General features: G+C 55.3%; 24 protein-coding genes and 1 riboswitch. Of the genes, 16 read left to right on the top strand and 8 right to left on the bottom strand.

The window, feature by feature from the left end:
- The first annotated feature begins 36 nt into the window (after positions 1–36).
- Positions 37–861: an undecaprenyl-diphosphate phosphatase gene (gene bacA, locus AC2FCQ_RS10395; RefSeq protein WP_209637267.1), complete on the top strand. Its 825-nt coding sequence runs from the start codon at positions 37–39 to the stop codon at positions 859–861.
- Positions 862–900: 39 nt separating this feature from the next.
- Here bacA and AC2FCQ_RS10390 read toward each other — a convergent pair whose 3' ends face one another.
- Together AC2FCQ_RS10390 and AC2FCQ_RS10385 are read right to left on the bottom strand one after the other, a co-directional pair.
- Positions 901–2145, bottom strand: a complete 1245-nt coding sequence (locus AC2FCQ_RS10390; protein WP_490307902.1) for a multifunctional CCA addition/repair protein — start codon at positions 2143–2145, stop codon at positions 901–903.
- A 124-nt stretch (positions 2146–2269) separates the two neighbouring features.
- Positions 2270–2890 (bottom strand): TIGR04211 family SH3 domain-containing protein, encoded by a 621-nt coding sequence (locus AC2FCQ_RS10385; RefSeq protein ID WP_037416495.1) that lies wholly within the window; start codon positions 2888–2890, stop codon positions 2270–2272.
- 280 nt (positions 2891–3170) lie between these two features.
- On the opposite strand from AC2FCQ_RS10385, the gene AC2FCQ_RS10380 reads away from it, so the two are divergent.
- The 4 genes from AC2FCQ_RS10380 to yjeH all read left to right on the top strand — a co-directional run bounded on the left by AC2FCQ_RS10380 (position 3171) and on the right by yjeH (position 10261).
- Positions 3171–4478: a CYTH domain-containing protein gene (locus AC2FCQ_RS10380; protein WP_265555941.1), complete on the top strand. Its 1308-nt coding sequence runs from the start codon at positions 3171–3173 to the stop codon at positions 4476–4478.
- A gap of 45 nt (positions 4479–4523) precedes the next feature.
- Positions 4524–7361 carry a bifunctional [glutamate--ammonia ligase]-adenylyl-L-tyrosine phosphorylase/[glutamate--ammonia-ligase] adenylyltransferase gene (gene glnE / locus AC2FCQ_RS10375; RefSeq protein WP_490307903.1) on the top strand — a complete coding sequence of 946 codons (2838 nt, stop codon included), beginning with the start codon at positions 4524–4526 and terminating at the stop codon, positions 7359–7361.
- Positions 7362–7454: 93 nt separating this feature from the next.
- Complete coding sequence (gene hldE / locus AC2FCQ_RS10370) at positions 7455–8885, top strand: bifunctional D-glycero-beta-D-manno-heptose-7-phosphate kinase/D-glycero-beta-D-manno-heptose 1-phosphate adenylyltransferase HldE (RefSeq protein ID WP_209637276.1); 1431 nt, start codon at positions 7455–7457, stop codon at positions 8883–8885.
- A gap of 122 nt (positions 8886–9007) precedes the next feature.
- The gene (gene yjeH / locus AC2FCQ_RS10365; protein ID WP_490307904.1) at positions 9008–10261 is read left to right on the top strand and encodes an L-methionine/branched-chain amino acid transporter; all 1254 of its coding nucleotides are present in this window, start codon (positions 9008–9010) and stop codon (positions 10259–10261) included.
- Between the two features lie 29 nt (positions 10262–10290).
- Here the strand turns inward: yjeH and ubiK are convergent, their stop codons facing one another.
- The gene (gene ubiK, locus AC2FCQ_RS10360) at positions 10291–10569 is read right to left on the bottom strand and encodes a ubiquinone biosynthesis accessory factor UbiK (protein WP_209637280.1); all 279 of its coding nucleotides are present in this window, start codon (positions 10567–10569) and stop codon (positions 10291–10293) included.
- A 145-nt stretch (positions 10570–10714) separates the two neighbouring features.
- A riboswitch (FMN riboswitch) is annotated at positions 10715–10876 on the top strand.
- A gap of 110 nt (positions 10877–10986) precedes the next feature.
- Between ubiK and ribB the strand changes: the two genes are divergently transcribed.
- Positions 10987–11640, top strand: coding sequence for a 3,4-dihydroxy-2-butanone-4-phosphate synthase (gene ribB, locus AC2FCQ_RS10355; RefSeq protein ID WP_209637282.1), 654 nt, complete (start codon positions 10987–10989; stop codon positions 11638–11640).
- A gap of 255 nt (positions 11641–11895) precedes the next feature.
- Positions 11896–12678 (top strand): 4,5-DOPA-extradiol-dioxygenase, encoded by a 783-nt coding sequence (gene ygiD / locus AC2FCQ_RS10350; protein ID WP_490307905.1) that lies wholly within the window; start codon positions 11896–11898, stop codon positions 12676–12678.
- A gap of 14 nt (positions 12679–12692) precedes the next feature.
- Here ygiD and AC2FCQ_RS10345 read toward each other — a convergent pair whose 3' ends face one another.
- The gene (locus AC2FCQ_RS10345) at positions 12693–13718 is read right to left on the bottom strand and encodes a LacI family DNA-binding transcriptional regulator (RefSeq protein ID WP_490307906.1); all 1026 of its coding nucleotides are present in this window, start codon (positions 13716–13718) and stop codon (positions 12693–12695) included.
- Positions 13719–13932: 214 nt separating this feature from the next.
- On the opposite strand from AC2FCQ_RS10345, the gene AC2FCQ_RS10340 reads away from it, so the two are divergent.
- Genes AC2FCQ_RS10340 through AC2FCQ_RS10320 form a run of 5 tightly spaced genes read left to right on the top strand, consistent with a single transcriptional unit; the run spans position 13933 to position 18284 of the window.
- On the top strand, positions 13933–15702 hold the full coding sequence (locus AC2FCQ_RS10340) for a class I mannose-6-phosphate isomerase (RefSeq protein WP_265555948.1): 1770 nt from the start codon (positions 13933–13935) through the stop codon (positions 15700–15702).
- 5 nt (positions 15703–15707) lie between these two features.
- Positions 15708–16136 carry a PTS sugar transporter subunit IIA gene (locus AC2FCQ_RS10335; RefSeq protein ID WP_209637290.1) on the top strand — a complete coding sequence of 143 codons (429 nt, stop codon included), beginning with the start codon at positions 15708–15710 and terminating at the stop codon, positions 16134–16136.
- Between the two features lie 9 nt (positions 16137–16145).
- Positions 16146–16640, top strand: a complete 495-nt coding sequence (locus AC2FCQ_RS10330; RefSeq protein WP_209637292.1) for a PTS sugar transporter subunit IIB — start codon at positions 16146–16148, stop codon at positions 16638–16640.
- 22 nt (positions 16641–16662) lie between these two features.
- On the top strand, positions 16663–17463 hold the full coding sequence (locus tag AC2FCQ_RS10325) for a PTS mannose/fructose/sorbose/N-acetylgalactosamine transporter subunit IIC (RefSeq protein WP_404760497.1): 801 nt from the start codon (positions 16663–16665) through the stop codon (positions 17461–17463).
- Positions 17463–18284, top strand: a complete 822-nt coding sequence (locus tag AC2FCQ_RS10320) for a PTS system mannose/fructose/sorbose family transporter subunit IID (protein ID WP_490307907.1) — start codon at positions 17463–17465, stop codon at positions 18282–18284. Before AC2FCQ_RS10325 ends, AC2FCQ_RS10320 begins: the two co-directional genes overlap by 1 nt.
- Before the next feature lie 55 nt (positions 18285–18339).
- On the opposite strand, the gene AC2FCQ_RS10315 is transcribed toward AC2FCQ_RS10320, so the two are convergent.
- From AC2FCQ_RS10315 to AC2FCQ_RS10300, 4 genes are all read right to left on the bottom strand, one after another.
- Positions 18340–19122 carry a glucose-6-phosphate isomerase family protein gene (locus AC2FCQ_RS10315; RefSeq protein WP_490307908.1) on the bottom strand — a complete coding sequence of 261 codons (783 nt, stop codon included), beginning with the start codon at positions 19120–19122 and terminating at the stop codon, positions 18340–18342.
- On the bottom strand, positions 19115–19678 hold the full coding sequence (locus tag AC2FCQ_RS10310) for a glucose-6-phosphate isomerase family protein (RefSeq protein ID WP_490307909.1): 564 nt from the start codon (positions 19676–19678) through the stop codon (positions 19115–19117). The genes AC2FCQ_RS10315 and AC2FCQ_RS10310 overlap by 8 nt, the downstream gene beginning before the upstream one ends.
- 123 nt (positions 19679–19801) lie before the next feature.
- Complete coding sequence (locus AC2FCQ_RS10305) at positions 19802–20962, bottom strand: glutathionylspermidine synthase family protein (RefSeq protein ID WP_265555951.1); 1161 nt, start codon at positions 20960–20962, stop codon at positions 19802–19804.
- 3 nt (positions 20963–20965) lie between these two features.
- Positions 20966–21634, bottom strand: a complete 669-nt coding sequence (locus AC2FCQ_RS10300) for a DUF1190 family protein (protein ID WP_037416536.1) — start codon at positions 21632–21634, stop codon at positions 20966–20968.
- Positions 21635–21988: 354 nt separating this feature from the next.
- On the opposite strand from AC2FCQ_RS10300, the gene AC2FCQ_RS10295 reads away from it, so the two are divergent.
- From AC2FCQ_RS10295 to dhaM, 4 genes are read left to right on the top strand one after another with little or no spacing between them, the layout of a single operon-like run.
- Complete coding sequence (locus AC2FCQ_RS10295; protein ID WP_209637309.1) at positions 21989–23095, top strand: glycerol dehydrogenase; 1107 nt, start codon at positions 21989–21991, stop codon at positions 23093–23095.
- A gap of 52 nt (positions 23096–23147) precedes the next feature.
- Complete coding sequence (dhaK, locus tag AC2FCQ_RS10290; protein ID WP_209637311.1) at positions 23148–24218, top strand: dihydroxyacetone kinase subunit DhaK; 1071 nt, start codon at positions 23148–23150, stop codon at positions 24216–24218.
- A 9-nt stretch (positions 24219–24227) separates the two neighbouring features.
- Positions 24228–24860 (top strand): dihydroxyacetone kinase subunit DhaL, encoded by a 633-nt coding sequence (gene dhaL, locus AC2FCQ_RS10285; RefSeq protein WP_265555953.1) that lies wholly within the window; start codon positions 24228–24230, stop codon positions 24858–24860.
- A gap of 11 nt (positions 24861–24871) precedes the next feature.
- Positions 24872–26305, top strand: a complete 1434-nt coding sequence (gene dhaM / locus AC2FCQ_RS10280) for a dihydroxyacetone kinase phosphoryl donor subunit DhaM (RefSeq protein WP_490307910.1) — start codon at positions 24872–24874, stop codon at positions 26303–26305.
- Positions 26306–26309 lie beyond the last annotated feature (4 nt).

Below are 26309 nucleotides of genomic sequence, written 5' to 3'. Positions count from 1 at the left end.
GTTTATAGCCGTAAATTTATAGGGTGATCGAAGCACATGGCGGACATGCATTCACTGTTTATTGCGTTTGTTCTTGGGGTTGTCGAAGGATTAACTGAATTTTTACCCGTATCTTCTACCGGACACATGATCATTGTGGGCGAGTGGCTGGGTTTTACCGGAGATAAGGCTAAAACCTTTGAGGTAATCATCCAGTTGGGGTCAATTCTGGCAGTGGTGGTGATGTTCTGGCGCCGTCTGTTTGGGTTGATCGGCATTCATTTTGGTGGCAAACCGGTTGAGCACGAAGGCAAAACGACGGGCCATTTGAAACTGGGCCATATTTTGCTGGCGATGATCCCTGCGGTGGTGCTGGGGCTGTTGCTCCATGATTTCATCAAATCGCTGTTCGCGCCGAAAAACGTGATGTATGCGCTGGTCGTCGGTGGTTTCCTGCTCCTGGCTGCAGAATGGCTGAAACCGAAGAAACCGAGTGCGGAAGGGCTGGATGACATCACTTATCGACAGGCATTTATGATTGGTTGCTTCCAATGCCTGGCACTGTGGCCGGGGTTCTCTCGCTCAGGTTCCACCATTGCCGGTGGTATGTTGGTCGGGGTTAACCGTTACGCGGCTGCGGAGTTCTCTTTCATTCTGGCAGTGCCGATGATGATTGGTGCCAGCGCGTTGGATTTGTACAAGAGCTTGCACTTCCTGACCATGGGCGATTTACCGATGTTCGCGGTCGGTTTTGCCACCGCTTTCGTTGTGGCGCTGATTGCGATCAAGACGTTCCTGTCGTTGATCAAACGTATTTCGTTTGTGCCGTTCGCTATCTATCGCTTTATCGTTGCCGGAGTGGTTTACATGGTCTTCATGTAAGCGATTCGCCAATAAAAAACCCCGCATTGCGGGGTTTTTTTATGCCTGATCCTGTGGAGTATCCAGCGTTTGCTTCCAGTCTGCCAGTGCCTGCTGGCGTCGACGCTTGAGTTCGTCGCGGATGGCTAATCCTTGCAGTCCGCTAGCCACCACCTCTTTTACCGAGACGGCATTTGCCACCTGGAAAGCCCGGCGCAGATAGTCGCCCTGCGGATAAGGGTTATTTTCAAATCCGGTTCGGCCACGGGCATCTGCTTCACTGGTGAGGATCATCTGTTCCAGGCGCTGTGGTTTGCGCCAGACGTCGATCGCGTCAAACAGCTTCAACAACGTTTCTGGACGCAGCTTGTTTACGGTATGAATCAGATCGTGATATTCGGCGACCAATTTAGCCAGATCGCGCACTGGATTAGGAACCCGCAGCCGCTGGCACAGAGTGTCGACCAGCAAAACACCGGCTGGCCCGTGGCCATGGTGATGTGGCCAGAGTTCTTTTGGCGTTTGCCCCTTGCCGAGGTCATGGCACAGCGCCGAAAAACGAACGTCAACTTCAGTGCTAAGCTGGGCAGCGATAGCCAGCGTCATCAGCGTGTGAATGCCGGTGTCGATCTCCGGGTGCCATTTTTCGGGGGCCGGCACACCGAACAAAGCGTCGATCTCTGGGAACAGCACGCTCAGTGCCTCACAGTCTCGCAGCACCTGAAAGTACACCTGCGGACTTTGGCTTTGCAGCGCCTTCTCCGTTTCTTTCCATACCCGTTCGGCCGTCAACGCGACCAATTCGCCGCTGCGTGCCATTTGACGCATTAACGCAAGGGTGTCTGGGGCAATGGTAAAGCCCAGGTGAGCAAAACGGGCGGCAAAGCGCGCCACGCGCAGCACTCGCAAGGGATCCTCACCAAAAGCATCAGACACATGACGCAGTACGCGTGCTTGTAGGTCGACTACGCCGTGGAAAGGATCGATCAGTTCACCGTCGGCGCTTCGAGCGATGGCGTTAATGGTCAAATCGCGGCGTTGCAGATCTTCTTCCAGCGTGACGTCAGGTGCGGCGTAGCACGTAAACCCGGTGTAGCCCTGGCCGGACTTTCGTTCGGTACGGGCCAGCGCATATTCTTCATGAGTTTCCGGGTTGAGAAAAACCGGAAAGTCTTTACCGACCTGCTGATACCCCAGTGCTATCAGCTCTGAGGGCGCGGCACCCACCACCACCCAGTCGCGATCAAACACCGGTAACTCAAGCAAGCTGTCGCGGACAGCGCCGCCGACCAGGTAAATCTTCACGGTTAACTCCTGAATTTTTCTTAAGGCTCTGTCTATCAGATTACATGAATTGGTGGCGGGATGTTGGCGCCAATAAAAAGGGCGCCCCGCAGGCGCCCGATTTCAAACTGAAGGAGACTGAAAATCAGTTCATCCAGCGGTTGTTGCTTTTACGACGTGGGATCAGGTGTGGCAACAACAAGCCAAGCAGCAAGCCTACGCCAGCGACACCGCCGCCGTACATGAACCACTGCAGGATAATGGTGCGCTGTTTGTCGTCAAGCTGCAGGTTAACCGCGTTAACCTTTTTCTGTGCGACGACCAGCTGGTTTTTCAGATCCTGGTTTTCCTGTTGCAGGCCGCTGATGGTGCTGTCGCTGCCCGCCACTTTTTGCTGCATTTCCGCAGTGCGTTGGTTCCAGCTGTTGTCGATGTTAGCCAACTTGTCGGTCAGGGTTTTTACCTGTTGCTCCAGCGCTGGGACTTGGGTACGCAGGCTTGGCGTTTGGCTAAGTTGATCCAGTGGGATCCAGGTCGTGCGGCCTTTGGCATCGCGGATCTGGCCATAATTAGTGCTGTCATTTACGCTCAACAGGGTCACTTCTTCACCGGCGTTCAAGGTACCGACAATACGGTACTGATTACCCGGGCCGCTGTGGACGTAAGTATTCAGTTCATCGGAGATATAGCGCTTATCTTCGGCATGTGCGCCCCAAGTGATGCTGAAGCTCAGCACGGCAAGGCAAATTAGGCGTAATTTCTGCATTAGTTCATCGTTTCTGTGTGAATTTATGGGAACGATAGTAGAGCGTTCAGTCTGACGACGCAACGCAAAAACCGGAATGAGAACTATCTTACTGTGGCAGATTCTGTGAGTTGCGCGGTGTTTTATAACGTAACAGGTTTTTTCTGCAGTTAGCAGGGTTAAGGCGCCGGGAATCGCGGTAAGATAAGGGTAACTGTGCGTCGCCGGGCAGAACGTGGCAGGTAAGGCTTGCCGCCGTGAAGGCTGACGCGAATGCGTAACTTATTGGTGTGAAAGACTTATGACCGTTGAAATAGAACTGAAATTTATTGCTACCCCGGATGCCGTTGCCGCGTTGCCACAGCAACTGGCGGTTTGGCCGAACCAACATTCCACACCGCAAAAACTGACCAATATTTATTTCGAAACCGCGGATAATTTTCTGCGTGGTCATGACATGGGGCTGCGTATCCGCGGGTTTGATGACAGCTATGAAATGACCATCAAAACCGCCGGTAAAGTCGTCGCAGGCTTGCATCAGCGCCCGGAATACAATGTCGCGATTGCCACGCCAGAACTGGCACTGGCACAGTTTCCGGCAGATATCTGGCCACAGGGCTGTGATATCAACGCTCTGCAACAGGCGCTCCAACCGCTGTTCCGTACCGATTTTGTGCGTGAAAAGTGGGTGGTCACTTACGGTAAGAGCGAGATAGAAGTGGGGCTTGACCAGGGTGAAGTGAAGGCAGGTGAGCTGAGCGAAGCGCTGTGTGAGATCGAACTGGAGCTTAAAACCGGGAATACCGCAGATTTGCTGGCGCTGGCCAACGCATTGGCAGAACACGGCGGCCTGCGCCAGGGTAGCCTGAGTAAAGCGGCGCGCGGTTATCATTTGGCACAAGGCAATGCCCCGCGCGAGCGACGCCCTTTGGCGGTATTGAAGCCTGCCGCCAAGTCCAGCGTTGAACAAGGGATGATCGCCAGTTTTGAATGGGGTTTGAGCCATTGGCAGTACCACGAAGAACTGTGGTTGCGCGGCGATGCTCAGGCACGCCGTTCCGTTATGGAGGCGATTGCGCTGATCCGTCAGGCTCTGGTGATCTTCGGCGGCCTGGTTCCGCGCAAGGCCAGCGCCGATCTGCGCGCCCGATTGACGGCGCTGGAGCCGCTGCTGATCGATAAAACCACTCAGCCACAGGTGCTGTGCTACAGCGCAGAGTATCTACAATGTAAGTTGGCGCTCACATCTTGGTTGGTGACTGGCGCATGGCGCCCGTTCATTGACGCCAAGGCGCAGGCCAAACTTGACGGTTCTTTCAAACGTTTCAGTGACATTATGCTGGGGCGTAGCGCTGCGGAGCTGAAAGACGCTTTTACCCGTACGCTGAACGATGATGAATACGAAGAACAGTTGCCGCGTCTGACGCGTCAGATCTCGGCATTTATCCTGCTGTCAGGTGCTTACCCTGACGACGAAACCGGCCCCTATATCGACGGCTGGCGTGAGCTGCAGCTGGCGATAGCCGAGCGGCGCCAGGGCTGGTACGAAGGTAGCCGCAAGCAAGCCTTATTGCATGCGCCATTCTGGTTAAATGGCGCGCTCCGCTAATTAAGCTGGCCTGCGAGGCGCGGGCCGCAAAACGGATCATTCATTATGTTGCCACTCTCAGCAGCGTTACAGGCTCAGGCACAGAACATCGTGCAGCGTTTTCAGGAAACTCAGGGCGCGGGCAGCGCGCTCAGCGATCAGGAACAGCGGGTTTTAGCGTCGAGTGACTTTGTCTGTGACATGTTACTCAATCAGCCGGAATGGCTGGAGACGCTGCGCAAACAACCGCCGGTGGCGGGCGAGTGGCAGCATTACGCCGCCTGGCTGCAGGATGATTTGGAAGAGGTTCGCGACGAAGCGCAATTGATGCGCGTACTGCGCCTGTTCCGCCGCGAGACGCTGGTGAGGATCGCTTGGGCGCAGGCACAAGAGCTATGCAGCACGCAAGAGACGCTGTTGCAGCTGAGTGGGTTGGCAGAGACGCTGATTGTCAGCACTCGCGATTGGTTGTACCAAACTTGCTGCCGTGAATGGGGAACACCGTGCAACGCGCAGGGCGTGCCACAGCCGTTGCTGATCCTCGGTATGGGGAAGTTGGGCGGCGGTGAGCTGAATTTTTCCTCCGATATCGATCTGATCTTTGCTTACCCGGAAAACGGCCAAACTCAGGGCGGACGGCGTGAACTGGATAACGCCCAGTTCTTCACCCGTCTGGGGCAGCGGCTGATCAAAGCGCTGGATCAACAAACTATCGACGGCTTTGTTTATCGCGTGGACATGCGGCTGCGGCCATTCGGCGACAGCGGCCCGTTGGTGATGAGCTTTGCCGCGCTGGAGGACTATTACCAGGAGCAAGGGCGCGACTGGGAACGTTATGCGATGGTGAAGGCGCGGCTGATGGGCGGTTCAGAAGACGCTTACAGCGAGGAGTTACGCAAAACCCTGCGGCCGTTTGTCTTCCGTCGCTATATCGACTTCAGCGTGATCCAGTCACTGCGCAATATGAAAGGCATGATTGCGCGTGAGGTGCGGCGGCGTGGGCTGAAAGACAATATCAAGCTGGGCGCCGGCGGCATTCGCGAAATTGAATTTATCACTCAGGTGTTCCAACTGATCCGTGGTGGGCGTGAGCCTGCATTGCAGGGGCGCTCGCTGCTGCCGACGTTACAGGCCGTGGGGGAATTGGGATTACTGGAACCCCAACAGGTACAGGCAATGAGCGCCAGTTACCTGTTCCTGCGTCGTTTGGAAAACTTGCTGCAGGCGATTGCCGATCAACAGACACAAACACTGCCGCAAGATGAACTCGATCAGGCGCGTTTGGCTTGGGGGATGGGGTTCGGCGACTGGTCTGCACTGCTGGCTACGCTCGACGGGCATATGCAAGCGGTAAGGGCCGTATTTAACGACTTGATTGGCGATGATAGCCCGGATGTTGGTGAAGATCCGGATTATCAGAACTACCACAGCTTGTGGCAGGATGCCTTGGAAGAAAACGAATTGGCGCCGTTGACGCCGCACTTGGACGAAGATGCGCGCAAGCAAATGTTGCGCACCATTGCTGAATTCCGTCATGACGTCGACAAACGCACCATTGGGCCACGTGGTCGGGACGTGCTTGACCAACTGATGCCGCGATTACTGGCGGAAGTGTGCCCGCGTCAAGATGCGCCGACGGCCTTGCTGCGTTTGACTCAGTTATTACTGAGTATCGTGACCCGCACCACCTACCTTGAACTGCTGGTGGAATACCATGCGGCACTTAGCCATTTGATTCGGTTGTGCGCGGCTTCGCCGATGGTTGCCAACCAACTGTCGCGCTATCCGTTGCTGTTGGATGAACTACTGGACCCGGCGACGCTGTATCAGCCGGTGGCCCCGGATGCCTATCGTAGCGAACTGCGCCAATATCTATTACGGGTACCCGAAGACGACGAAGAGCAGAGACTGGAGGCGTTACGCCAGTTCAAGCAGGCCCAACAATTGCGCATTGCCGCAGGAGATATCTCGGGCGCGTTGCCGGTAATGAAAGTGAGCGATCACCTCACTTATCTGGCTGAAGCCATCATCGACACGGTGGTGCAGCAGGCGTGGAATGACATGGTTGCACGTTATGGCCAGCCGACGCATTTGCAAGAGCGCGAAGGGCGCGGTTTTGCGGTAATTGGCTACGGTAAGCTGGGTGGGTGGGAGCTGGGTTACAGTTCTGATCTTGATTTGGTATTTATCCTGGATTGCCCACCGGAAGTGATGACCGACGGGGAGCGTAGCATCGATGGTCGCCAATTCTATCTGCGTCTGGCACAGCGTGTGATGCACCTGTTCAGTACCCGTACCTCGTCGGGCATATTGTATGAAGTTGATGCCCGCCTGCGGCCATCGGGTGCGGCGGGCATGTTGGTCAGTACCGTCGAGGCGTTTGCGGATTATCAGCAAAACGAAGCCTGGACCTGGGAACACCAGGCGCTGGTGCGGGCGCGCATTGTGCATGGCGATCCGGCGTTGCATCAGCAGTTTGACATTATCCGTCGTGAGATCCTGTGCAAACCGCGTGATGCGGAAACGCTACGGCGCGAGGTCCGCGAGATGCGGGAGAAAATGCGCAATCATCTTGGCAGCAAGCAACGCGATCTCTTTGATATCAAAGCGGATGAAGGCGGGATCACCGATATCGAATTTATTGCCCAGTATCTGGTCTTAGGCTATGCGGGGGCCGAACCGCGCCTGACGCGCTGGTCTGATAACGTGCGTATTTTCGAACTGATGGCCAATTACGACATCATGCCGGAAGAGGAAGCGCGTGCGCTGACTCAGGCGTATGTCACCATGCGCGATGAGATCCACCACCTGGCGTTGCAAGAGCATTCCAGCAAGGTCAGTAATGGGCAATTCGTTGCCGAACGTGAGCAAGTCCGCGCCAGTTGGGCGAAGTGGCTGGGCTGAGCAGGCCAGTTGCGCAATACGTTTTGCCGCTATTACAAACGTCTGTGGTAATATCTGCGCCACTAAAATTTTGTACTTTTTTGGAGTTATCGGATGAAAGTTACACTGCCTGATTTTCGCCGCGCCGGAGTATTGGTGGTGGGTGACGTCATGTTGGATCGCTATTGGTATGGGCCGACCAGCCGCATTTCACCGGAAGCGCCGGTGCCGGTGGTCAAGGTTGAAACCATTGAAGAGCGTCCTGGCGGTGCGGCTAACGTGGCGATGAACATTGCTTCGCTGGGTGCTAACTCACGCTTGGTAGGCCTGACGGGTATTGACGATGCGGCGCGTGCGCTGAGCGCCAAATTGAACGAAGTGAACGTGCGCTGTGATTTTGTCTCGGTGCCGACGCACCCGACCATCACCAAGCTGCGCGTGTTATCGCGTAATCAGCAATTAATTCGTCTCGATTTCGAAGAAGGTTTTTCTAACGTCGATCCGCAGCCACTGTTGGAACGTATTCAGCAGGCATTGCCGCAGATTGGCGCGTTGGTACTGTCAGATTACGCCAAAGGTGCGCTGAGCCAGGTGCAGAGCATGATCCAACTGGCTCGTGCTGCCAAAGTCCCTGTGCTGATCGATCCTAAAGGATCTGATTTCGAACGTTATCGCGGCGCGACGCTGCTGACGCCAAACCTGTCCGAATTCGAAGCGGTGGTAGGCCACTGTAAAGACGACGCTGAACTGGTTGAACGCGGTATGAAGCTGGTCGCGGATTTTGAGCTTTCTGCCCTGTTGGTGACCCGTTCCGAACACGGTATGACGCTGTTGCAGCCGGGTATTGCACCGCTGCATTTGCCAACGTTGGCGCAGGAAGTGTTCGACGTTACCGGTGCCGGCGATACGGTTATCGGCGTACTGGCGGCGGCACTGGCTGCCGGCAACACACTGGAAGAGTCCTGTTTCCTGGCCAATGCCGCTGCCGGTGTGGTAGTGGGCAAGCTGGGTACGTCTACCGTTTCACCGATCGAACTGGAAAACGCGGTACGCGGCCGGGCTGAAACCGGCTTTGGCGTGATGACCGAAGCCCAGTTGAAAACCGCTGTGGCGCAAGCTCGTCAGCGCGGAGAGAAAGTTGTGATGACCAACGGCATCTTCGACATTCTGCATGCCGGTCATGTCTCTTATCTGGCGAATGCCCGCAAACTGGGCGATCGCCTGATCGTAGCGGTAAACAGTGATGCTTCTACCAAACGATTGAAGGGCGAAACCCGCCCGGTTAACGCCTTGGAAAACCGCATGATTGTACTGGGTGCACTCGAAGCTGTGGACTGGGTGGTGCCTTTCGAAGAAGACACGCCACAACGCCTGATCGCCGATATCCTGCCAGATCTGCTGGTGAAGGGCGGTGACTACAAGCCTGAAGATATCGCCGGTAGCACTGAGGTGTGGGCCAATGGCGGCGACGTCAAAGTGCTGAACTTTGAAGACGGCCTGTCGACCACCAACATCATCAAGGCAATCAAAGACGGACGTGGCTAATTTCGCCTAAATAATTCGAGTGGTATCAAGGTGGCACCGGCTGATTCGCTACGAGGTTGAGCGAGTTACTGGCCATGTGTGCGGATGCCACTTGAAGTATGACGGATAAACGGCGGTGAGCAGTGAGTGGACTGAAGCAAGAGCTGAGTTTGGCGCAGGGCGTTGGGCTATTGTCCACTTCACTGCTGGGTACCGGCGTATTTGCCGTTCCGGCGTTGGCGGCTCAGGTGGCGCAGGGCGATAGCCTGTTGGCGTGGCCGGTGCTGATTGCCTTGGTTTTCCCTATTGCTATTACCTTTGCGGCTCTGGGGCGTCATTTCCCCAGTGCCGGGGGGGCTGCGCACTTCGTCGGCCTGGCCTTTGGTCCGCGCATGGCGAAAGTGACCGGCTGGCTGTTTTTGTCGGTAATCCCCGTAGGATTGCCGGCGGCATTGCAGATTGCAGCCGGTTTTTGGCAGGCCACTTTCGGCTGGAGCGCCAATGGCCTGCTGTTGGTACAAATCGCTACGCTGGTTGTTATCTGGTTACTGGGCATGCGCAGTGCCGGTTCCAGCGCCAATATTCAAACGTTGATCGCTATTTTGGTGGTGGCGCTGGTCGCCGCTATTTGGTGGCGAGGCGACATCTCGCTGACTCATATTCCCTGGCCGACGTTCAACGAAATTTCTCCCCCTAATCTGTTCCATGCACTGGCAGTGATGTTCTGGTGTTTTGTTGGTTTGGAAGCATTTGCGCATTTGGCGACAGAATTCCGTAACCCGGAGCGCGATTTCCCGCGTGCGTTGCTGTTTGGCATGTTGGTCGCCGGGGCAGTGTACTGGGGATGTACCGTGGCGGTATTGCATTTTCACGCCTACGGTGAGCATCAGGCGGCGGCTGCGTCGTTGCCAGGTATTGTGGTGCAACTGTTTGGCCAGCATGCGCTGTGGGTGGCCTGTATCATTGGTTATCTGGCCTGTTTTGCCAGCGTGAATATCTATACGCAAAGTTTCGCCCGGCTGGTGTGGTCGCAGGCGCAAGATCGTCCCTCCAGTGCGCTGGCCAAACTGTCCGCCGGGCAGGCACCGGTCAACGCACTCAGCGCAGTGGTCGGCAGCTGCCTGTTATTCACCTTGCTGATTTATACATTGAATCTGCCGCTGGATACGTTGCTGGTGTACGCCAATGGGATCTTCGTGTTCATTTATTTGCTGTGCATGCTGGCGGGCTGTCGGATTCTGCATGGACGTTCGCGCTTAATGGCGGCGACGGGGCTGGTGTTGTGTGTGCTGTTGATGGTGATCATCGGCTGGAAAAGCCTGTATGCGCTGGGGATGTTTGCGCTGATTGGGCTGGTATTGCAATTGACGTCGAAGGCAGCGTTGAAACAGCAATAAGGGCGCGGTACTGCGCCCTTATCAATAACTTACTCTGCGTCAGGCTGCGGTGCTACCGGTGCGGCGTTCAGCTTGCTTTCCAGCTCGCTCATACGCTGTTCCAGCAACGCCAGTTTTTCACGGGTGCGCAGCAGCACCTGGGTTTGCACGTCGAACTCTTCGCGGTTGACCAAATCCAGACGGGTGAGCTGTGACTGCAACACCTGACGGATTTTCTTCTCAACATCTTCCCCGAATTCACGCACGCCTTTAGGCATGGACTCATGTACCTGGCGTGCGATCTGTTCAATTTTTTTCGGGTCAATCATGGCGTATCCCTTTCAGAGTTTAATAGCTTTCCCTTAGTGTAATGCGAGTTGCCCGCCGGATAAACCATTAACCGCATTCCCTGACGCTGGCCGAATTGTGCTTTTGCCAATTGCCCTGATTAATCATTAGCGTTATAGTCGAGAGGCTTATTCTCAGGGCGGGGTGCAAGTCCCCACCGGCGGTAAATCACCTGTTACGGTGAAAGCCCGCGAGCGCTCAGCCAATCTCTTGCAGTTTGGTTAGAGGTCAGCAGATCCGGTGTAATTCCGGGGCCGACGGTTATAGTCCGGATGGGAGAGAGTAACGGTATCTGTCGGGTTTGCGCCCGCTTGCGTTATTTTTTTAGCTATTGCTAGCTACTCCTCAAGTTCGCCCTGGTTCTGGTAATCCATAATTTTTTAATGAGGTTTTTTACCATGAATCAGACCCTACTTTCAGATTTCGGCACGCCGGTAGAACGCGTAGAACGCGCTCTTGAAGCATTGCGCAACGGGCGCGGTGTGATGGTGCTCGATGATGAAAATCGTGAAAACGAAGGTGATATGATCTTCGCCGCAGAAACCATGACCGTTGAGCAGATGGCACTGACCATTCGTCACGGCAGCGGCATTGTGTGCCTGTGTCTCACTGAAGACCGCCGTCAGCAGCTTGAGCTGCCGATGATGGTGACTAACAACTCCAGTCAGTTCCAGACGGCTTTCACCGTGACTATCGAAGCGGCGCAGGGCGTGACTACCGGTGTTTCTGCTTCCGACCGCCTGACCACGATCCGCGCGGCTATCGCTGATAACGCCAAGCCGAGCGATCTGAATCGCCCTGGCCACGTGTTCCCGCTGCGTGCGCAGCCGGGTGGCGTGCTGAGCCGTCGTGGCCATACCGAAGCGACGATTGATCTGGTGGCAATGGCGGGTTTCAAACCTGCCGGTGTGTTGTGTGAACTGACAAACGATGACGGCAGCATGGCGCATGCACCTGAAGTTATCCTGTTTGCCAAACAGCATGGCATGACTGTGCTGACTATCGAAGATCTGGTGGCTTATCGCCAGTCTCACGAACAGAAAGCTAGCTGATATCAGACTGATATTCTGAATATGAAAAAGCCGCGTAATGCGGCTTTTTTTGTGCCTGAAAATAATGAACTGATGCTGCCGCTAACGTCGGTAGAAAAACCTGGGAAGTTGCGCAGGCTGATATTGCGGGTTGCTTCTATGGCTTTAATCATTCAAATTTATTGAAAATCATCATCACGGTTATCCGGCTGTGCCGCAGTGACAAACGGCGTAGTCTAGTCCTCAGAATATATTGTGACTAACCAAGGATCCTGTATGAACACCTCTCGTATGCCTGCACTTTTCCTCGGTCACGGTAGCCCGATGAACGCACTGGAAGAAAACCGCTATACCCAGGCATGGCGGCGGCTGGGTGAAACGCTGCCGCGTCCAAAAGCTATCGTCGCTGTTTCTGCCCATTGGTACACCCGTGGCACCGCGGTGACGGCGATGGAAAAGCCGAAAACTATCCATGATTTTGGTGGGTTCCCACAGGCGTTGTTTGATACGCAGTATCCGGCACCGGGTTCACCTGAATTGGCGGCGCAAATCCAGCAACTGCTGGCGCCAGTCAACGTCACCGCAGACGCCAGCGAGTGGGGGTTGGATCATGGTACCTGGGGTGTGCTGATCAAGATGTATCCTGAAGCGGATATCCCGATTGTACAGCTCAGCATCGATGGTACCCAACCGGCAGAATATCATTATGAGCTAGGCCGCAAGCTGGCAGCATTACGTGATCAAGGGGTGATGATCGTCGCCAGCGGCAATGTGGTGCATAACCTGCGGATGGTCAAATGGCAGGGCGAAGCGATTCCGTATCCGTGGGCAACATCGTTTGATAAATTCGTGCGGGATAACCTGACTTATCAGGGGAATAACCATCCGCTGGTGAATTTTATGCAGCACGAAGGGGCGGCGCTGTCGAACCCAACGCCGGAACACTATCTGCCGCTGTTGTATGTGCTCGGTGGATGGGACGGTAAGGAAGAAATCACCATACCGGTAGATGGCATCGAGATGAGCTCTTTGAGCATGCTGTCGGTACAGGTCGGCTGATTTGCCCCGCCAGCTTAGGCTGGCGGGGCTTTATCGGCAAAACCGCAAGATTCCCGGATCACCAATGACGGTGGCAGAATGATGCGTTTTGGCGGCTCATCATTGCCTTGAATGCGGCTGTACAGCAACTCACCAGCCTTACGGCCAATCTCGCGTGAGGCCACCGATACGGTGGTCAAACCCGGCTGCACCAACGACGCTTCGGTAATATCATCAAACCCAATCAGCGCAAAGTCTTTGCCGATTTGACGGTTGAACTTGCGTAATGTCTGCATCATACCCAACGCAACAATGTCCTGATAGCACAGCGCTGCGGTGATTTCAGGGTGGGCCATCAATAACTGTTCTGCAGCTTTGGCGCCTGAGCTTTGGCTGGCTTCACTGTCTACGATCCATTCCCCTTTTACCCCAATACCCTGTTCAACCAGCTTACTGGTGTAGCCGCCGAGCCGCTGTGCGCGGGTGGTGGAATTGATGGAGCCGCCAATAAACGCGATATGACGGTGCCCCAAATCCAACAGGTGCTGAGTCGCCAATTGGGTACCCAGGAAATTATCAGTGCCGACAAAGTCAAAGTGCGCATCGGCCACCGGGCGGACCACCATGATGGCCGGTATCTTGCGACGTTTCAGTGTTTCAAAAAACAGGGTAGGCGTTTGCCGGGCGGCACACAGCACCATACCGCTGGCACTGTTCTGTAGCAGCGAGTCGACAAACTTTTGCTGTCGGTCAGCCGACTCTTCGCTGTTAGCGAGAAAGAGCATCAACTGATGACGTTCCATCTCCTGGCTCAACCCTGCGGTCATCTCGGCATAAAACGGATTGGTGATATCGTGCAGCAGCAGGCCGACCTGGTTACTGCTACGGTTGCGCAGGTTGGCGGCGGTCTGATTATAAACGTAGCCCAGTTCGTCAATGGCGCTCAGGACGCGTTTACGGGTTTCATCCGAAATGCGTCCACGGTTGCGCAATACCATCGATACCGTGGCGGTGGAAACTTTTGCATGTGCGGCGACGTCCGCCAAGGTGATTGTGCTCATTTTATGTCCTGTGGGTACTGCCTATCAAACTAAGGTATAACGATTAACCTTAATTTGTAAAATAGCGCAAATAATTCGTGATGGCTGTCACGGGATTTCGGTTTTTTACGCGTTTATTATCGGTTATATGAGGTTAATCTCGTTAATCAGCCTGTTTGAAATAAGGTTAATCGATTAATCTTTTGCCATGTATTCAGTTCATAGGCAGAACAATATGGCAGAGCAACAGTATCAGGCTACGCGCTACGACAAGTTCCCGGAAGTGGCCGTCCAGGGGTATGACGACGCCGCCTGGCAAGGTTGGCAGGCGGTGACTGAGGCTGTCAGTCGCAAAGTTACCGCTCTTGGGTTGCGCAAAACGCTGTTGATCGTGGATTGCTACCATGGGGTCAATCTGGCAGAGCTCACAGAGCATTTCATCAATCCTCTGCAACCGGCCTGCAGTATCAACGCCGAGTCGGCCAAATACGATGAACCGCATATTCACGCGATGATAGAGCGTAATTTAACGGATGATCGTGTTTTTGGCGTGCTGTCGTGCCATGAAATGCCCGAATTTTTTGATACTGCGCGTGTACAGCGGTTACGTGACCAGATCGAACGTGTCGATAATGGGCTGGTCGTGGTCTACGGGCCGGGCGCCGCGTTGATCGCCGAAGGGGACGTGCTGGTGTATGCCGATATGGCCCGTTGGGAAATCCAGCAGCGTTTCCGCCGTGGCGAGCTGGGTAACTGGGGCGCGGGCAATGTGGATGAAGATGTGTTACGCCGCTACAAGCGGGCATTCTTTGTGGAATGGCGGGTCTTCGATCGCCATAAAACTCCGTTGCTTCAGCATGCAGATTTTGTACTGGACACGAACCAGGCCGGTAAACCAACCCTAGTGTCCGGTACGGCATTCCATGCCGGATTACAGCAGGCAACTCAACGCCCATTCCGCGTAGTGCCGTTTTTTGACCCCGGTATTTGGGGCGGCCAATGGATGAAACACCAGTTTGATCTCGACCCGACGGCAGCCAACTACGCGTGGTGTTTTGACTGCGTGCCCGAGGAAAACAGCCTGCTAATGCGTTTTGGTGACGTTCGGGTCGAGATCCCCTCACAGGATTTGGTACTGCTGTATCCGCAGTCTTTACTCGGTGAGCAGGTCCATGCCCGCTTTGGTGCCGAATTCCCCATTCGTTTTGACCTGCTGGACACGGTCGGTGGGCAGAATCTTAGCTTCCAGGTTCACCCATTGACGGAATACATCCAACAGCACTTTGGTATGCATTATACCCAGGATGAAAGCTATTACATTCTTGCCGCTGAGCCGGGGTCTGACGTGTACCTGGGTATAAAAAATGGCACAGACCCGCAAGCGATGATGGCCGATCTTGCCGCGGCCCAACGAGGCGAAAAGGCGTTTGATGATCGGCGTTTTGTTAACCGGTTTCCGGCGCGTAAACACGACCACTTCTTAATCCCTGCGGGGACGGTGCATTGCTCAGGCGCAGGCTCCATGGTGTTGGAGATCAGCGCTACGCCATACATTTTCACTTTCAAATTGTGGGATTGGGGCCGCCTGGGATTAGATGGTCAACCACGCCCCGTGCATCTACGGCACGGCGAGCAAGTGATTAACTGGCAATGTGATACCGACTGGGCAACGAAGCATCTGGTGAACCGCATTGAACCCGTTGCCGAGGGGGAAGGCTGGCAAGAGGAACGGACGGGTCTGCATGAGCGTGAATTTATCGAAACGCGACGCCACTGGTTTAGTAAGCCGGTGCTGCACCATACAGAGGGCCGGGTCAATGTGCTGAACTTGGTCGAAGGCGAAGAGGCGGTGATCGAAAGCCCCGACGGGCATTTTGCTCCCTTTGTGGTGCATTACGCGGAAACCTTTATCGTACCGGCCGCCGTAGGCGCGTATCGCATTCGCCCTCATGGCCGTAGCTTGGGTAAAACCCTTGGCACGATTAAAGCTTGGGTAAGGGGATAAGTATCATGTTGAAAGTGATTGTGATTTCTCATGGCCCAATGGCTGAAGCGCTGATAAGCAGCGCACGTATGGTTTATGGCGAACTGCCTGGAACCAGCCATGTCGGCCTGAGTGAAAACGCCGGTATTGAGGCTTTTAAACACGATTTTGCTGTCGAACTGCGCCGGGTGAGCACTGGCGCGGAGGGTGTACTGGTGCTGTGCGACATGCTGTGTGGCACGCCCTACAACGTGGCCTGCCGCCACGCTTTTGACCCCGAGACGCCGGTGCCAATGGCCGTGGTAACGGGGGTGAATTTCCCAATGTTGTTGATGAGCGCCGAATTGCTGGAGGGGAAGGATGTTCAACAGGCGGCACAGGAGCTGGTGGCGCAGGGGGGAGAGGCAATAGCCCTTGCCCGTCCGGTACCAACGGCGCAATTGGACGATTTCTGAGGAAAGAATATGGCCATTTCATTTGTACGTATCGACGACCGGGTCATCCACGGTCAGCTGGTAACCCGCTGGGCAAAGGAATTGCCCTGTGACGGCATCGTGGCGATCGATGATGAGGTGGCGGCCGATCCGCTGCTGTCATCGGTGATGAAAGGGGCGGTACAGGACACCAAGGTGTGGTTATTTACCGTACAGCAGGCAATAGAAAAATTGCCGAAAGTGATCGCCAGTGACAAGCAATATTTTGTGATTGGCAAATCTCCGGTCACGCTGCGTAGGTTGATGGAAGCAGGGATAGATCTCAGTAACAGGAACAAGAAGATTAACGTTGGACCTATGTCTGCCCGTAAGGAAACGGTGACGATTGGCCCGAATCAATCAGTGAGTGCCACAGAGGCCGCTGCTTTTGATTTCCTGACCGAACACGGGCATGCCATTGAATTCCGTTTGGTCCCTGACGCCAGTCATTTCAGTTGGTTGGACGCAAAAAAGAAACTCAAATAAGCCTAAACGGCAGGAGTTAACTATGTGGTTTGAAGCGACGCTTATCGGGATTCTGTGTTATCTCGGCGCGCTGAGCAGCCCTTGGCTGCTGGGGCTGACCGGAGGCTGGTATATTCTCAGCCGCCCGTTAGTTTCCGGCATGCTGGTGGGGGCTATTCTCGGCGATGTACAGACCGGCATTATCATCGGTGTTGCGGTACAGGCGGTGTATATCGCCATGGTAACGCCGGGTGGATCGATGCCGGCCGATCTCAACTTTGTGGCGTTCCCGGCGATCGCGCTGGGTATCCTCTCCGGTAAAGGGACGGAGGTGGCGGTTGCGCTGGCGGCGACGATTGGCATCATGGGGACCGTGCTGTTCAATGCCATGATGGTACTCAATTCTTACTGGAATCACCGTGCAGATCTGGCCGTAGAACGCGGAGATGAGCCAGGGATTTACCTCAATAGCGCTATCTGGCCGCAGGTTACCAACTTCCTGCTGCGTTTTGTGCCGACGTTTATCGCCGTCTTTTTTGGGGCGCGTTATATCAACGCCTTTATGGACAGCTTGCCGGCGTTGGTGCTGACCACCATGAACGTGGTGGGGGGTATTCTGCCCGCAGTCGGCATCGCCATTCTTCTCAAACAGATCATTAAAAGCTACAGCATGCTGATTTACTTCCTGGTGGGGTTCATCTGCATTGTTTTCCTCAAGCTGAATATGGTGGCGCTGGTCATCGTCGGCGCGCTGCTGGCACTTATTCACTACAACTATAAGCCAGAGCCACAGGTGGCTGCCGCTCAGGCCGCGCCTCAGGCTGATGATGAGGATGAATTCTGATGGATACGTCAACACCAAAATTGAATAAGCAGGATCTACGCCGTTGCTGGCGCAGTTGGATGATGTACAACCTGTCATCGATGAGCTTTGAACGCCTGGAGTCTTACGGTTTTTGTCTGAGCATGATGCCCGCGTTGAAAAAGCTCTATCAGGACAAGCAACAGCGCATTGAGGCCATTCGCCGCCATACCTCGTTTTACAATACCGAGCCGCAGCTGGGCGCGATTGTTAACGGCATGGTAATTGGATTGGAAGAGAAACGTGCCAACGGCGAGCCGATCGACGGGGAAACCATCAACACGCTTAAAGTGGGGCTGATGGGGCCGGTGGCCGGTATTGGCGACTCGATGGTACCGGGCATGCTGATCCCGATTTTATTGAGTATCGGCATGGCGCTGGCGGCCGGTGGCAGTGTGATTGGCCCGCTGTTTTACATCATCGCGTTTAGTTTGATCGTCATTCCAGGCTCCTACTGGCTGTTTATGAAAGGCTACCATATGGGTTCCGGCTCGGTGGAGATGTTGGTCAGTAGCAAGTCCTCGCGGCTGCGCGAAGCCCTTTCCCTGTTGGGCGTGTTTGTCATGGGCGGCGTCGCGGCGAGTTATGTCAAACTGGGGACGGGTTTGGAGTTTGTTACCAAAGATGGGGTGAATATTCACCTGCAGCAAATGCTGGACGGCATTTTCCCTAACCTGATGCCGCTGATGGTGGTGCTGGTGACCTGGTATCTGATGGCGAAGCGGGGGCTTTCTCCGGTGAAAGCGATGCTTGGGTTATTAGTGTTGGCAGCGGCCGGTGTAGCCTGCGGTTTGTTCTCGTAAGCTATAGCAATAATGAGTGACGCGTAGGGGGCGAATAAATTCGCCCCTTTCTCTTTCACGGCTCAAATCGTTGCCATTTTTCTGCTACGTTACCCGGTTTGGAAATGAACTGGAAACGCGCTGGATCGACTTCAAACTGTAGGTATAAAGGGTCGTCGCTCAGACCGAATTCGTGATATTGGCGTGGCCCGATGGCATGTAGCCTGCCGGATTGATAGCGCGGGTTTTGCTGCCAGATAATATTATTGCCCTGCAATAACGGATACCACGCCAGCCCTTTGTATGCGCGTACCGCATCATATTCAAAGCCATATTCACGATCGCACCAGGCAGCGAAGGTCAGTGGTTGACTGGGGTCGGCTGAAATTGTGGCGTGCGCCCATCCCGGTGGTACCAGCACTTTCTCGCCAGGGCCGGCATGGACGGCAAAACAGCGGCCGGGATCATGCTCCACGCGTTCTTGCATATAAATGATCGCCTTCCCTTGCCAGATCTCATACAGCTCCGGCGGCGACCAGCCGCTGTGGGCGCTGATGCGGTGTATATGCCCCTGGCTGCGTACCGGCTCCTGACCCAATTGGCCTTTGGCATAGGTGACAATACCGAACAACAACATGCGTTTCTTCAATTCAGCCAAATGCCGCTGTTTGGCGACGTCCATGGCGATGGCATAGACCTGTTTTGGTCCGCTGCAGTCCGGATCACGTAACGAACGGCGGATGTGTTCCAACGTCCGAATCTCTGGCAATGGCCCAATCACTTCATCCCCGTAGCCAAACCCCATCGGGTTGTCGTTTATGTGTACATCAAGACCAAATCGCAGCATCGAATCACTCATATTGCGCCTCCGCTTGCCAACCTTCGGCGTTGGCAAAGACCCGCAGCTTGAAGCCCTGGGGTTGCAACGCATCATAGTTATGACCGGCAACCGTTGGCCAGACGGCCAGCGCAGAGAGTACATCATTACCGGTATTGATCAGGCGGTGAGCGGTAAAGGAAGGGATATGGTGAACGCTGCCGGGGAAAACCTGTTCCAGCACGCAATCACCGTCCCGGTGTTGCAGCAACAACAAGCCCTGACCGCGCAGGCCAAAATAAAATTCAGCCTGTTCAGGGCGCTGATGGAAATGCCCGCGGGTCATAAAGAATTCGTTACCCACCCGGCCCGGTTGTAGGTGAGTGGTACCAACAAACAGCTCGCCTTCTTGCTGGACGGAGGGCAGCATTTCTACCTGATAGACGGCAAGCTCCGCAGGCATAGCGCCCCATGCGACGGGATCGGCGAAGATGCCCGCCAAACTGCCCAAGGCTGTGGATTTACGCTGAATATCAGGCGCGGTAAAGCATCCGTTCGCCAGGTTGACCTGCGGTGGAATAATGGACGTCAGTTTCATATCTGGTTGCTCCGCCCGAGGAGAACAGACATATCGAGTATAAAAGGTTAATCGATTAATCACCAGAAGGAAGGCATAAAAAAAGCGCGACATTGTCGCGCCTTTTACTCACGAATGTGAGCGTTAACCGAGAATAATATGCGGGTAGAAACGCGACAGATCCTGGGTGATCAGTTCGCGGTCTTCACGCAGACCGATACCGCAGGGTTGATCGTCAACCAGCCAACTGCCGATCAGCGTATAGCTGCCTTCGAACTGGGGCAGTGGGTGGAACTGCTGCACGATCATGCCTTCTTCACCGTAAGGGCCGTCAACGCGTGCCACTTCCTGACCGTTTTGCACGATCTGGATATTAGCGCCTTCGCGTGAGAACAGTGGCTTGGTCACGTAGTGATCGAGCTGTGGGTGCTCATCTTGTGCAAAGTATGCTGGCAGCAGGTTTGGGTGATCCGGGAACATTTCCCACAGCATTGGCAACAGTGCCTTGTTGGAGATAATGCTTTTCCACGCCGGCTCCAGCCAGCGCACGCCAGCATCTTCCAGCTTGGTGGAAAAGATCTCGCGCAGCATGAATTCCCACGGGTAAAGTTTGAACAGGTTACCGATGACCTGGTCTTGCAGGTCGGTAAACTGGCCTTTTTCACCCAGACCAATGTCTTCCATAAACAGGAATTCGGTCGGGACTCCCGCTTCCAGCGCACAATCTTGCAGGTATTGCACGGTACCGCGGTCTTCCTCGCTGTCCTGACAACAGGCCAGATGCAGCAGGCCAAAACCGTGGTGTGCTTTCAGATCGGCGAAACGTTCGATCAGTTTTTCCTGCAGGCTGTTGTATTGATCGGACTCCGGGCTGAGATTGCCGGCGTTGATCTGATCTTCGAGCCACAGCCATTGGAAAAAGGCCGCCTCGTACAGCGAGGTAGGCGTATCGGCGTTGTTTTCCAGCAGCTTGGGTGGGTTAACACCGTCGTAGGCCAGATCAAGACGCGAATACAGTGAAGGCTGGTTAGTACGCCATGAGCTGCGCACGAAATCCCAGGTGTGTTTCGGGATGCAGAACTTGGCCATCAGCGCATCGCTGCCGATCACTTTTTCTACGACCTGCAGACACATCTGGTGCAATTCAGCAGTGGCGCTTTCAATCTCTTCAATCTGCGCCAGCGTAAATTGATAGTAGGCATCCTCACACCAGTACGGTTCGCCGTACATGGTGTGGAAGCGGAAGCCGAATTCGGTGGCTTTTTCGCGCCAGTCCGGACGCTCGGTAATCGCAACGCGTTTCATGTATTAGCCGCCCATACTGCGAGAGCTGGAGTTGGAGGTTGCGCTGCTGCGTTGCATGCTGCTTTGCTTGGCTACGGACTCACCAAAGCCACCGCGGGTGACGGTGTTGGTCACTGCTGGTTTTGGCGCCATTGCGGTTTTTGGTACCGTCATGGTGCGGCCGCCGGCGGTGGCTGGGCCGTAACTCTTACCGGTCGCGTCAACGAACTTACCGTTGGCCGGGCTGGCGGCGTTTTTAGATGTGAACAGCGGCTGCTGAGCAAAGCCGGAACCGCCCATCATACGGCCCATCATGTAACCTGCCATCAGTGGCATCCAGAAGCTGCCGCTGCTCTGTGATTCAGCGGCCATGCCGGCCTGTGCCGGAGCCGGTGCCTGAGTACACTGAGCTTCACCGAACTCGGCGACGCAGTCTTCACGGGTGGCGTATTTTGGCGCGGTTTTTGCGGCTTCTTTCAGGGCGTTATTATAGGCGGTGGTGCACTGCTCGCTCATGGAAGGGTTGGTGCGCGAACAGTCGTCGGCATTCTGATACATCGAGACCGTTTCATCGCTTTTCTCGCAGCCGGCCAGCATAAAGACTGCGCTGATCGCCAAGGCTACGGGCGCAACACGGTAGTTGCGCCAGGATTTGCGGAACGTCTCTTGGTTGATGTTTTTTGTCCGTTTCATCGTTATTAATCCCATCAGTCGGGCTGTTTTCGCCCTTTCCCAGTAGTGGCCGTAAGAATAGGGGAAAGATGGTCAAAATTAAAGCTGAAACGCCCATAGAATCCACTCTTTACGCAGCTATACGTTAGGCTGTGCGCCAGTTCGCTTTACTGGCTAAAAAAGCCGCGTAAGAGTTCCATTATGAAACGTCATGGGTAAAGTGGCGTTCCACTTTGGAACGAAAAAGACGAGAGATCGCAAAGCGGCGGGCAGGCTCTATAGTCAGTCCATAACAACGCGACGGCACAAGGCCCGGCGCACCATCACCTGATATCTGAACGTTACCATCGCCAATTTCCCAAAAAGGATCCGGTTATGTTGAGAATCATCCAGTCTCCAGGCAAGTACATCCAGGGTGCCAACGCATTGGCCGCCGTGGGCGAATACGCTAAAGCCCTTGCCGACCATTATTTTGTGATTGCCGACGACTTCGTGATGAAGCTGGCGGGCGATACCCTGATGGGCAGCTTGCAACACCACGGGGTGAAGCATCACGCCTGCGTGTTCAACGGCGAATGCTGCCATAAGGAAATCGACCGGTTGGGCCAAGAGTTGAAGGCCCATGGCTGCCGTGGCGTGATCGGTGTTGGTGGGGGTAAAACGCTGGACACCGCCAAGGCCATCGCGCATTACCAGCATTTGCCGGTGGTGTTGATCCCGACGATTGCGTCTACCGATGCGCCAACCAGCGCGCTGTCAGTGATTTACACTGAACAGGGCGAATTTGCCGAATACCTGATCTACCCACGCAACCCTGACATGGTAGTGATGGACAGCGCGATTATTGCCAAGGCGCCGGTGCGGCTGCTGGTGGCGGGCATGGGCGATGCACTGTCGACCTATTTTGAGGCGCAGGCGTGTTTTGATGCGCAGGCCACCAGCATGGCGGGCGGCAAGTCAACGTTGGCGGCGCTCAGCCTGGCACGTTTGTGCTACGAAACGCTGTTGGCGGAGGGTGTTAAGGCCAAACTGGCGGTTGAGGCCGGTGTGGTAACGGAGGCGGTCGAGCGCATTATTGAAGCCAATACGTATTTGAGTGGCATCGGTTTTGAAAGCAGTGGTCTGGCTGCCGCGCATGCTATCCACAACGGTTTCACCGTGCTGGAAGAGTGTCATCACCTGTATCACGGCGAAAAAGTCGCATTTGGTACGTTGTCGCAGTTAGTGCTGCAAAACAGCAGCATGGCGCAGATCGAAACGGTGTTGGACTTCTGCCAGCGCCTGGGCTTGCCAATCACGCTGGCGCAGATGGGGGTTAGTGGCGATCCGGCAGAGAAAATCATGGCCGTTGCAGAGGCGAGCTGCGCTGCCGGCGAAACTATCCACAATATGCCGTTCAAGGTCACGCCGGCCAGCGTGCAGGCAGCAATCTTGACGGCAGATCGGCTGGGCAGCGCCTGGCTGCAACAACACTCACGCTAATCGCGCAGGGGCGCAGCAGGCTGCGCCCCATTGCTCACATGAGGAAATAACCGTGAAAAAACTGATCAATAACGTTGAGTCGGTACTGGAAGAGCAACTGCTGGGGTTGGCAGAGGCACATCCTGAGTTGTTGGTGCATCAGGAGCCGGTGTTTGTCACCCGTGCTGACGCGCCGGTTGCGGGCAAGGTGGCGATCCTGTCCGGTGGTGGCAGTGGCCACGAGCCGATGCACTGTGGCTTTGTCGGCGAAGGCATGCTCGATGGGGCTTGCCCTGGTGAGATTTTCACGTCACCCACGCCGGACAAAATGTACGAATGTGGTCAGGCGATTGACGGTGGTGCCGGGGTATTGTTGCTGATTAAAAACTACACCGGCGACGTACTGAACTTTGAAACGGCGACCGAACTGCTGCATGACAGCGGTACCCAGGTGGCGACGGTGCTGGTCGACGACGATGTCGCGGTTAAAGACAGCCTGTTCACCGCAGGACGGCGCGGGGTGGCGAATACCGTATTGATGGAAAAATTGCTCGGTGCTGCTGCGGCGCGCGGTGACGATTTGGATAGCATCGTGACATTGGGCCACAGCATCAATAACCACGGACATTCGATCGGCATTGCGCTGGGTGCCTGTACCGTCCCGGCAGCGGGTAAGCCGTCGTTTGTGCTGGCGGAAAACGAGATGGAATTCGGTGTCGGTATCCATGGCGAACCGGGCATTGCACGGCGTCCCTTCACCACACTCAATGCGGCGGTGGACGACATGTTCCATACGCTGATCGAGCACGGCCACTACCAGCGTACGATTCGCGTTTGGGATCGCCAGCAGGGGGAATGGCGCGATGAAGTGCAGACCAAACAACCGCTGACGCGCGGCGACCGAGTGATTGCACTGGTCAATAACCTGGGCGCGACACCCCTGTCCGAATTGTATGGCGTTTATCACCGCTTGGCAGAGCGTTGCGCAGAAGCTGGGATGATCGTTGAGCGCAGCCTGGTGGGTTCCTACTGCACGTCTTTGGATATGCAAGGGGTCTCTATCACGTTGCTGAAGGTGGATGACGAGTTGTTGTCCTTGTGGGATGCGCCGGTGAAAACGCCTGCGCTGCGTTGGGGTTGCTGAGGAGGAATCATGGCGTTAACCAAACAACAGGTGGTCGATTGGCTAATGCGCTGCGGTGAGGTATTTACCCAGCAGCGCGATTTTTTAACCCAGTTAGATACCGAAATCGGCGATGCCGACCACGGGCTGAACATGAATCGTGGCTTCAATAAGGTCGTGGAGAAATTGCCTTCGGTCGCGGACAAAGACATTGGTTTTATCCTGAAAAACACCGGCATGACGCTGTTGTCCAGTGTCGGTGGTGCCAGTGGCCCACTGTTTGGCACATTCTTTATTCGGGCGGCGCAGGCGGCGAACGCCAAACAGAGCCTGGATTTGGCGGAGCTGCATCAAATGGTGCAGGAAGGCGTTGATGGCGTGGTGATGCGTGGCAAGGCAGAGCCGGGTGATAAAACCATGTGTGACGCTTGGTGGGCGGTCGTTGAAAGCCTCGGCCAGTCGGCGCAACAGCAGCTGAGCGTGGCGGAAGCTTTGCAACGTGCCAGCGAACGGGCAGAACAGGCGGTCGAAAGTACGATCACCATGCAGGCGCGGAAAGGGCGAGCCAGCTATCTGGGTGAGCGCAGTATCGGACATCAGGATCCGGGGGCGACGTCCGTAATGTTGATGATGAAAACGCTGGCAGAGGTCGCGGGTCAATAGCAGGAGGCGAGATGATCAATATCGTTGTAGTTTCACACAGTGCGCAATTGGCGCGCGGCGTTGAGGAGCTGTCGTTGCAGATGATGCGCGGCGAGGGTTGCAAACTGGTGTTGGCGGCGGGTGTCGATGATGTGGATAACCCGATAGGTACGGATGCGATCAAAGTGATGGAAGCGATCGAGTCAGTGGCCGACGGCGTGGGCATTGTGGTGCTGATGGATTTGGGCAGCGCACTGTTGAGCGCTGAAACTGCAATTGATCTGTTGGATCCGGCTTTGGCCGCTAAAGTCAGACTGTGTTCGGCACCGCTGGTTGAAGGCACATTGGCGGCCGTGGTCGCCGCTAATGCCGGTGCGGGGTTAGAGCAGGTACTGGCTGAAGCACAGGGGGCGTTACAGGCCAAACAGGCGCAGTTAGGCGAAGCCGCTGCGCCGGCCACCTCAAAGGTTGAAGTACCGTTGATCCAGGGAAAACGTGTGAGTTGGACGGTGCAGAACCCGCATGGGCTGCATGCGCGCCCAGCGGCTCGGTTGGCGGAAGCACTGGCACCTTTTGATGCAGAACTGGTGTTGGAAAAGCAAGGCCAGTATGCCAACCCGCGTAGCCTTAACCAACTGGCACTTTTGCAGGTTCGCCATGGTGACACCATCCAACTGATTGCAGATGGAGTGCAGGCCGAACAGGCGCTGGCGGCGTTTCGAGCATTGGCAGAGCAGCACTTTGGCGAAACGGTTTCTGAGCAGAGCCTGCCTTCGTTACACGGCATTCCGGTGGCGGAAAGCGTAACCAGCGGGCCAGTATGGCAGGCCTACAGTTTCTGGCCAAAGGTTGTTGAACGCCAGATTGGTGCCGACGACGTACTGAATGAACAACAGCGGTTACGGCAGGCGCTACAGCATACGTTGAGTGATCTGAATCGGTTGGCGGAACGTACCGGCTCATTAATTGGTAAACCGCAGGCGGCGATTTTTGGTGCGCACAGCATGCTGCTGGACGATCCGGATCTGCAGCAGGCGGCCTACAGTCGTATTGCCCGCCAGCAATGCAGCGCCGAGCAGGCCTGGCAGCAGGAAATGGACGCAATAGCCGAGGAATACCGTGCGCTGGACGACGAATATATGCGGGCGCGTGAGTTGGATGTTCGCGATATGCTGCGCCGCACCCTGAGCCATCTGCAGCAGCAGCCATTGCCGCCGATTACACTCACAGCCCCGGCAATTCTGGTGATGGATGAACTGATGCCGTCTGACGTGGTCATGCTCGATCGTCGTTTAGTGCTTGGTATCTGCCTGAGTGGTGGCAATGCGCTGTCACACAGCGCGATCCTCGCCAAAGCGATGGGTATACCGATGGTGGTGGGTATGAACGACTGTATGAGTAAAACCCGTAACGGCCAGAAAGCGATGCTGGATGCAGCACGCGGTGTGCTGCAACTCAGCCACTGAGAGG

It is taken from the genome of Serratia sp. CoH_134_PS_4 (genome assembly GCF_058190535.1).
The sequence above is the reverse complement of the archived record's forward strand: the minus strand, read 5'-3'. Positions and strand labels throughout refer to the sequence as shown.

Bases quoted from the DNA above. Each gene is read 5' to 3' on its own strand.
- AC2FCQ_RS10335 (WP_209637290.1), top strand. From the start codon at position 15,708: ATGTTGAAAGTGATTGTGATTTCTCATGGCCCAATGGCTGAAGCGCTG.
- dhaM (WP_490307910.1), top strand. From the start codon at position 24,872: ATGATCAATATCGTTGTAGTTTCACACAGTGCGCAATTGGCGCGCGGC.
- AC2FCQ_RS10295 (WP_209637309.1), top strand. From the start codon at position 21,989: ATGTTGAGAATCATCCAGTCTCCAGGCAAGTACATCCAGGGTGCCAAC.
- AC2FCQ_RS10305 (WP_265555951.1), bottom strand. From the start codon at position 20,962: ATGAAACGCGTTGCGATTACCGAGCGTCCGGACTGGCGCGAAAAAGCC.
- AC2FCQ_RS10300 (WP_037416536.1), bottom strand. From the start codon at position 21,634: ATGAAACGGACAAAAAACATCAACCAAGAGACGTTCCGCAAATCCTGG.
- AC2FCQ_RS10385 (WP_037416495.1), bottom strand. From the start codon at position 2,890: ATGCAGAAATTACGCCTAATTTGCCTTGCCGTGCTGAGCTTCAGCATC.
- AC2FCQ_RS10345 (WP_490307906.1), bottom strand. From the start codon at position 13,718: ATGAGCACAATCACCTTGGCGGACGTCGCCGCACATGCAAAAGTTTCC.
- ygiD (WP_490307905.1), top strand. From the start codon at position 11,896: ATGAACACCTCTCGTATGCCTGCACTTTTCCTCGGTCACGGTAGCCCG.
- ubiK (WP_209637280.1), bottom strand. From the start codon at position 10,569: ATGATTGACCCGAAAAAAATTGAACAGATCGCACGCCAGGTACATGAG.
- AC2FCQ_RS10325 (WP_404760497.1), top strand. From the start codon at position 16,663: ATGTGGTTTGAAGCGACGCTTATCGGGATTCTGTGTTATCTCGGCGCG.
- hldE (WP_209637276.1), top strand. From the start codon at position 7,455: ATGAAAGTTACACTGCCTGATTTTCGCCGCGCCGGAGTATTGGTGGTG.
- bacA (WP_209637267.1), top strand. From the start codon at position 37: ATGGCGGACATGCATTCACTGTTTATTGCGTTTGTTCTTGGGGTTGTC.
- dhaL (WP_265555953.1), top strand. From the start codon at position 24,228: ATGGCGTTAACCAAACAACAGGTGGTCGATTGGCTAATGCGCTGCGGT.
- ribB (WP_209637282.1), top strand. From the start codon at position 10,987: ATGAATCAGACCCTACTTTCAGATTTCGGCACGCCGGTAGAACGCGTA.
- AC2FCQ_RS10310 (WP_490307909.1), bottom strand. From the start codon at position 19,678: ATGAAACTGACGTCCATTATTCCACCGCAGGTCAACCTGGCGAACGGA.
- AC2FCQ_RS10340 (WP_265555948.1), top strand. From the start codon at position 13,933: ATGGCAGAGCAACAGTATCAGGCTACGCGCTACGACAAGTTCCCGGAA.
- glnE (WP_490307903.1), top strand. From the start codon at position 4,524: ATGTTGCCACTCTCAGCAGCGTTACAGGCTCAGGCACAGAACATCGTG.
- AC2FCQ_RS10330 (WP_209637292.1), top strand. From the start codon at position 16,146: ATGGCCATTTCATTTGTACGTATCGACGACCGGGTCATCCACGGTCAG.
- AC2FCQ_RS10320 (WP_490307907.1), top strand. From the start codon at position 17,463: ATGGATACGTCAACACCAAAATTGAATAAGCAGGATCTACGCCGTTGC.
- AC2FCQ_RS10380 (WP_265555941.1), top strand. From the start codon at position 3,171: ATGACCGTTGAAATAGAACTGAAATTTATTGCTACCCCGGATGCCGTT.
- AC2FCQ_RS10315 (WP_490307908.1), bottom strand. From the start codon at position 19,122: ATGAGTGATTCGATGCTGCGATTTGGTCTTGATGTACACATAAACGAC.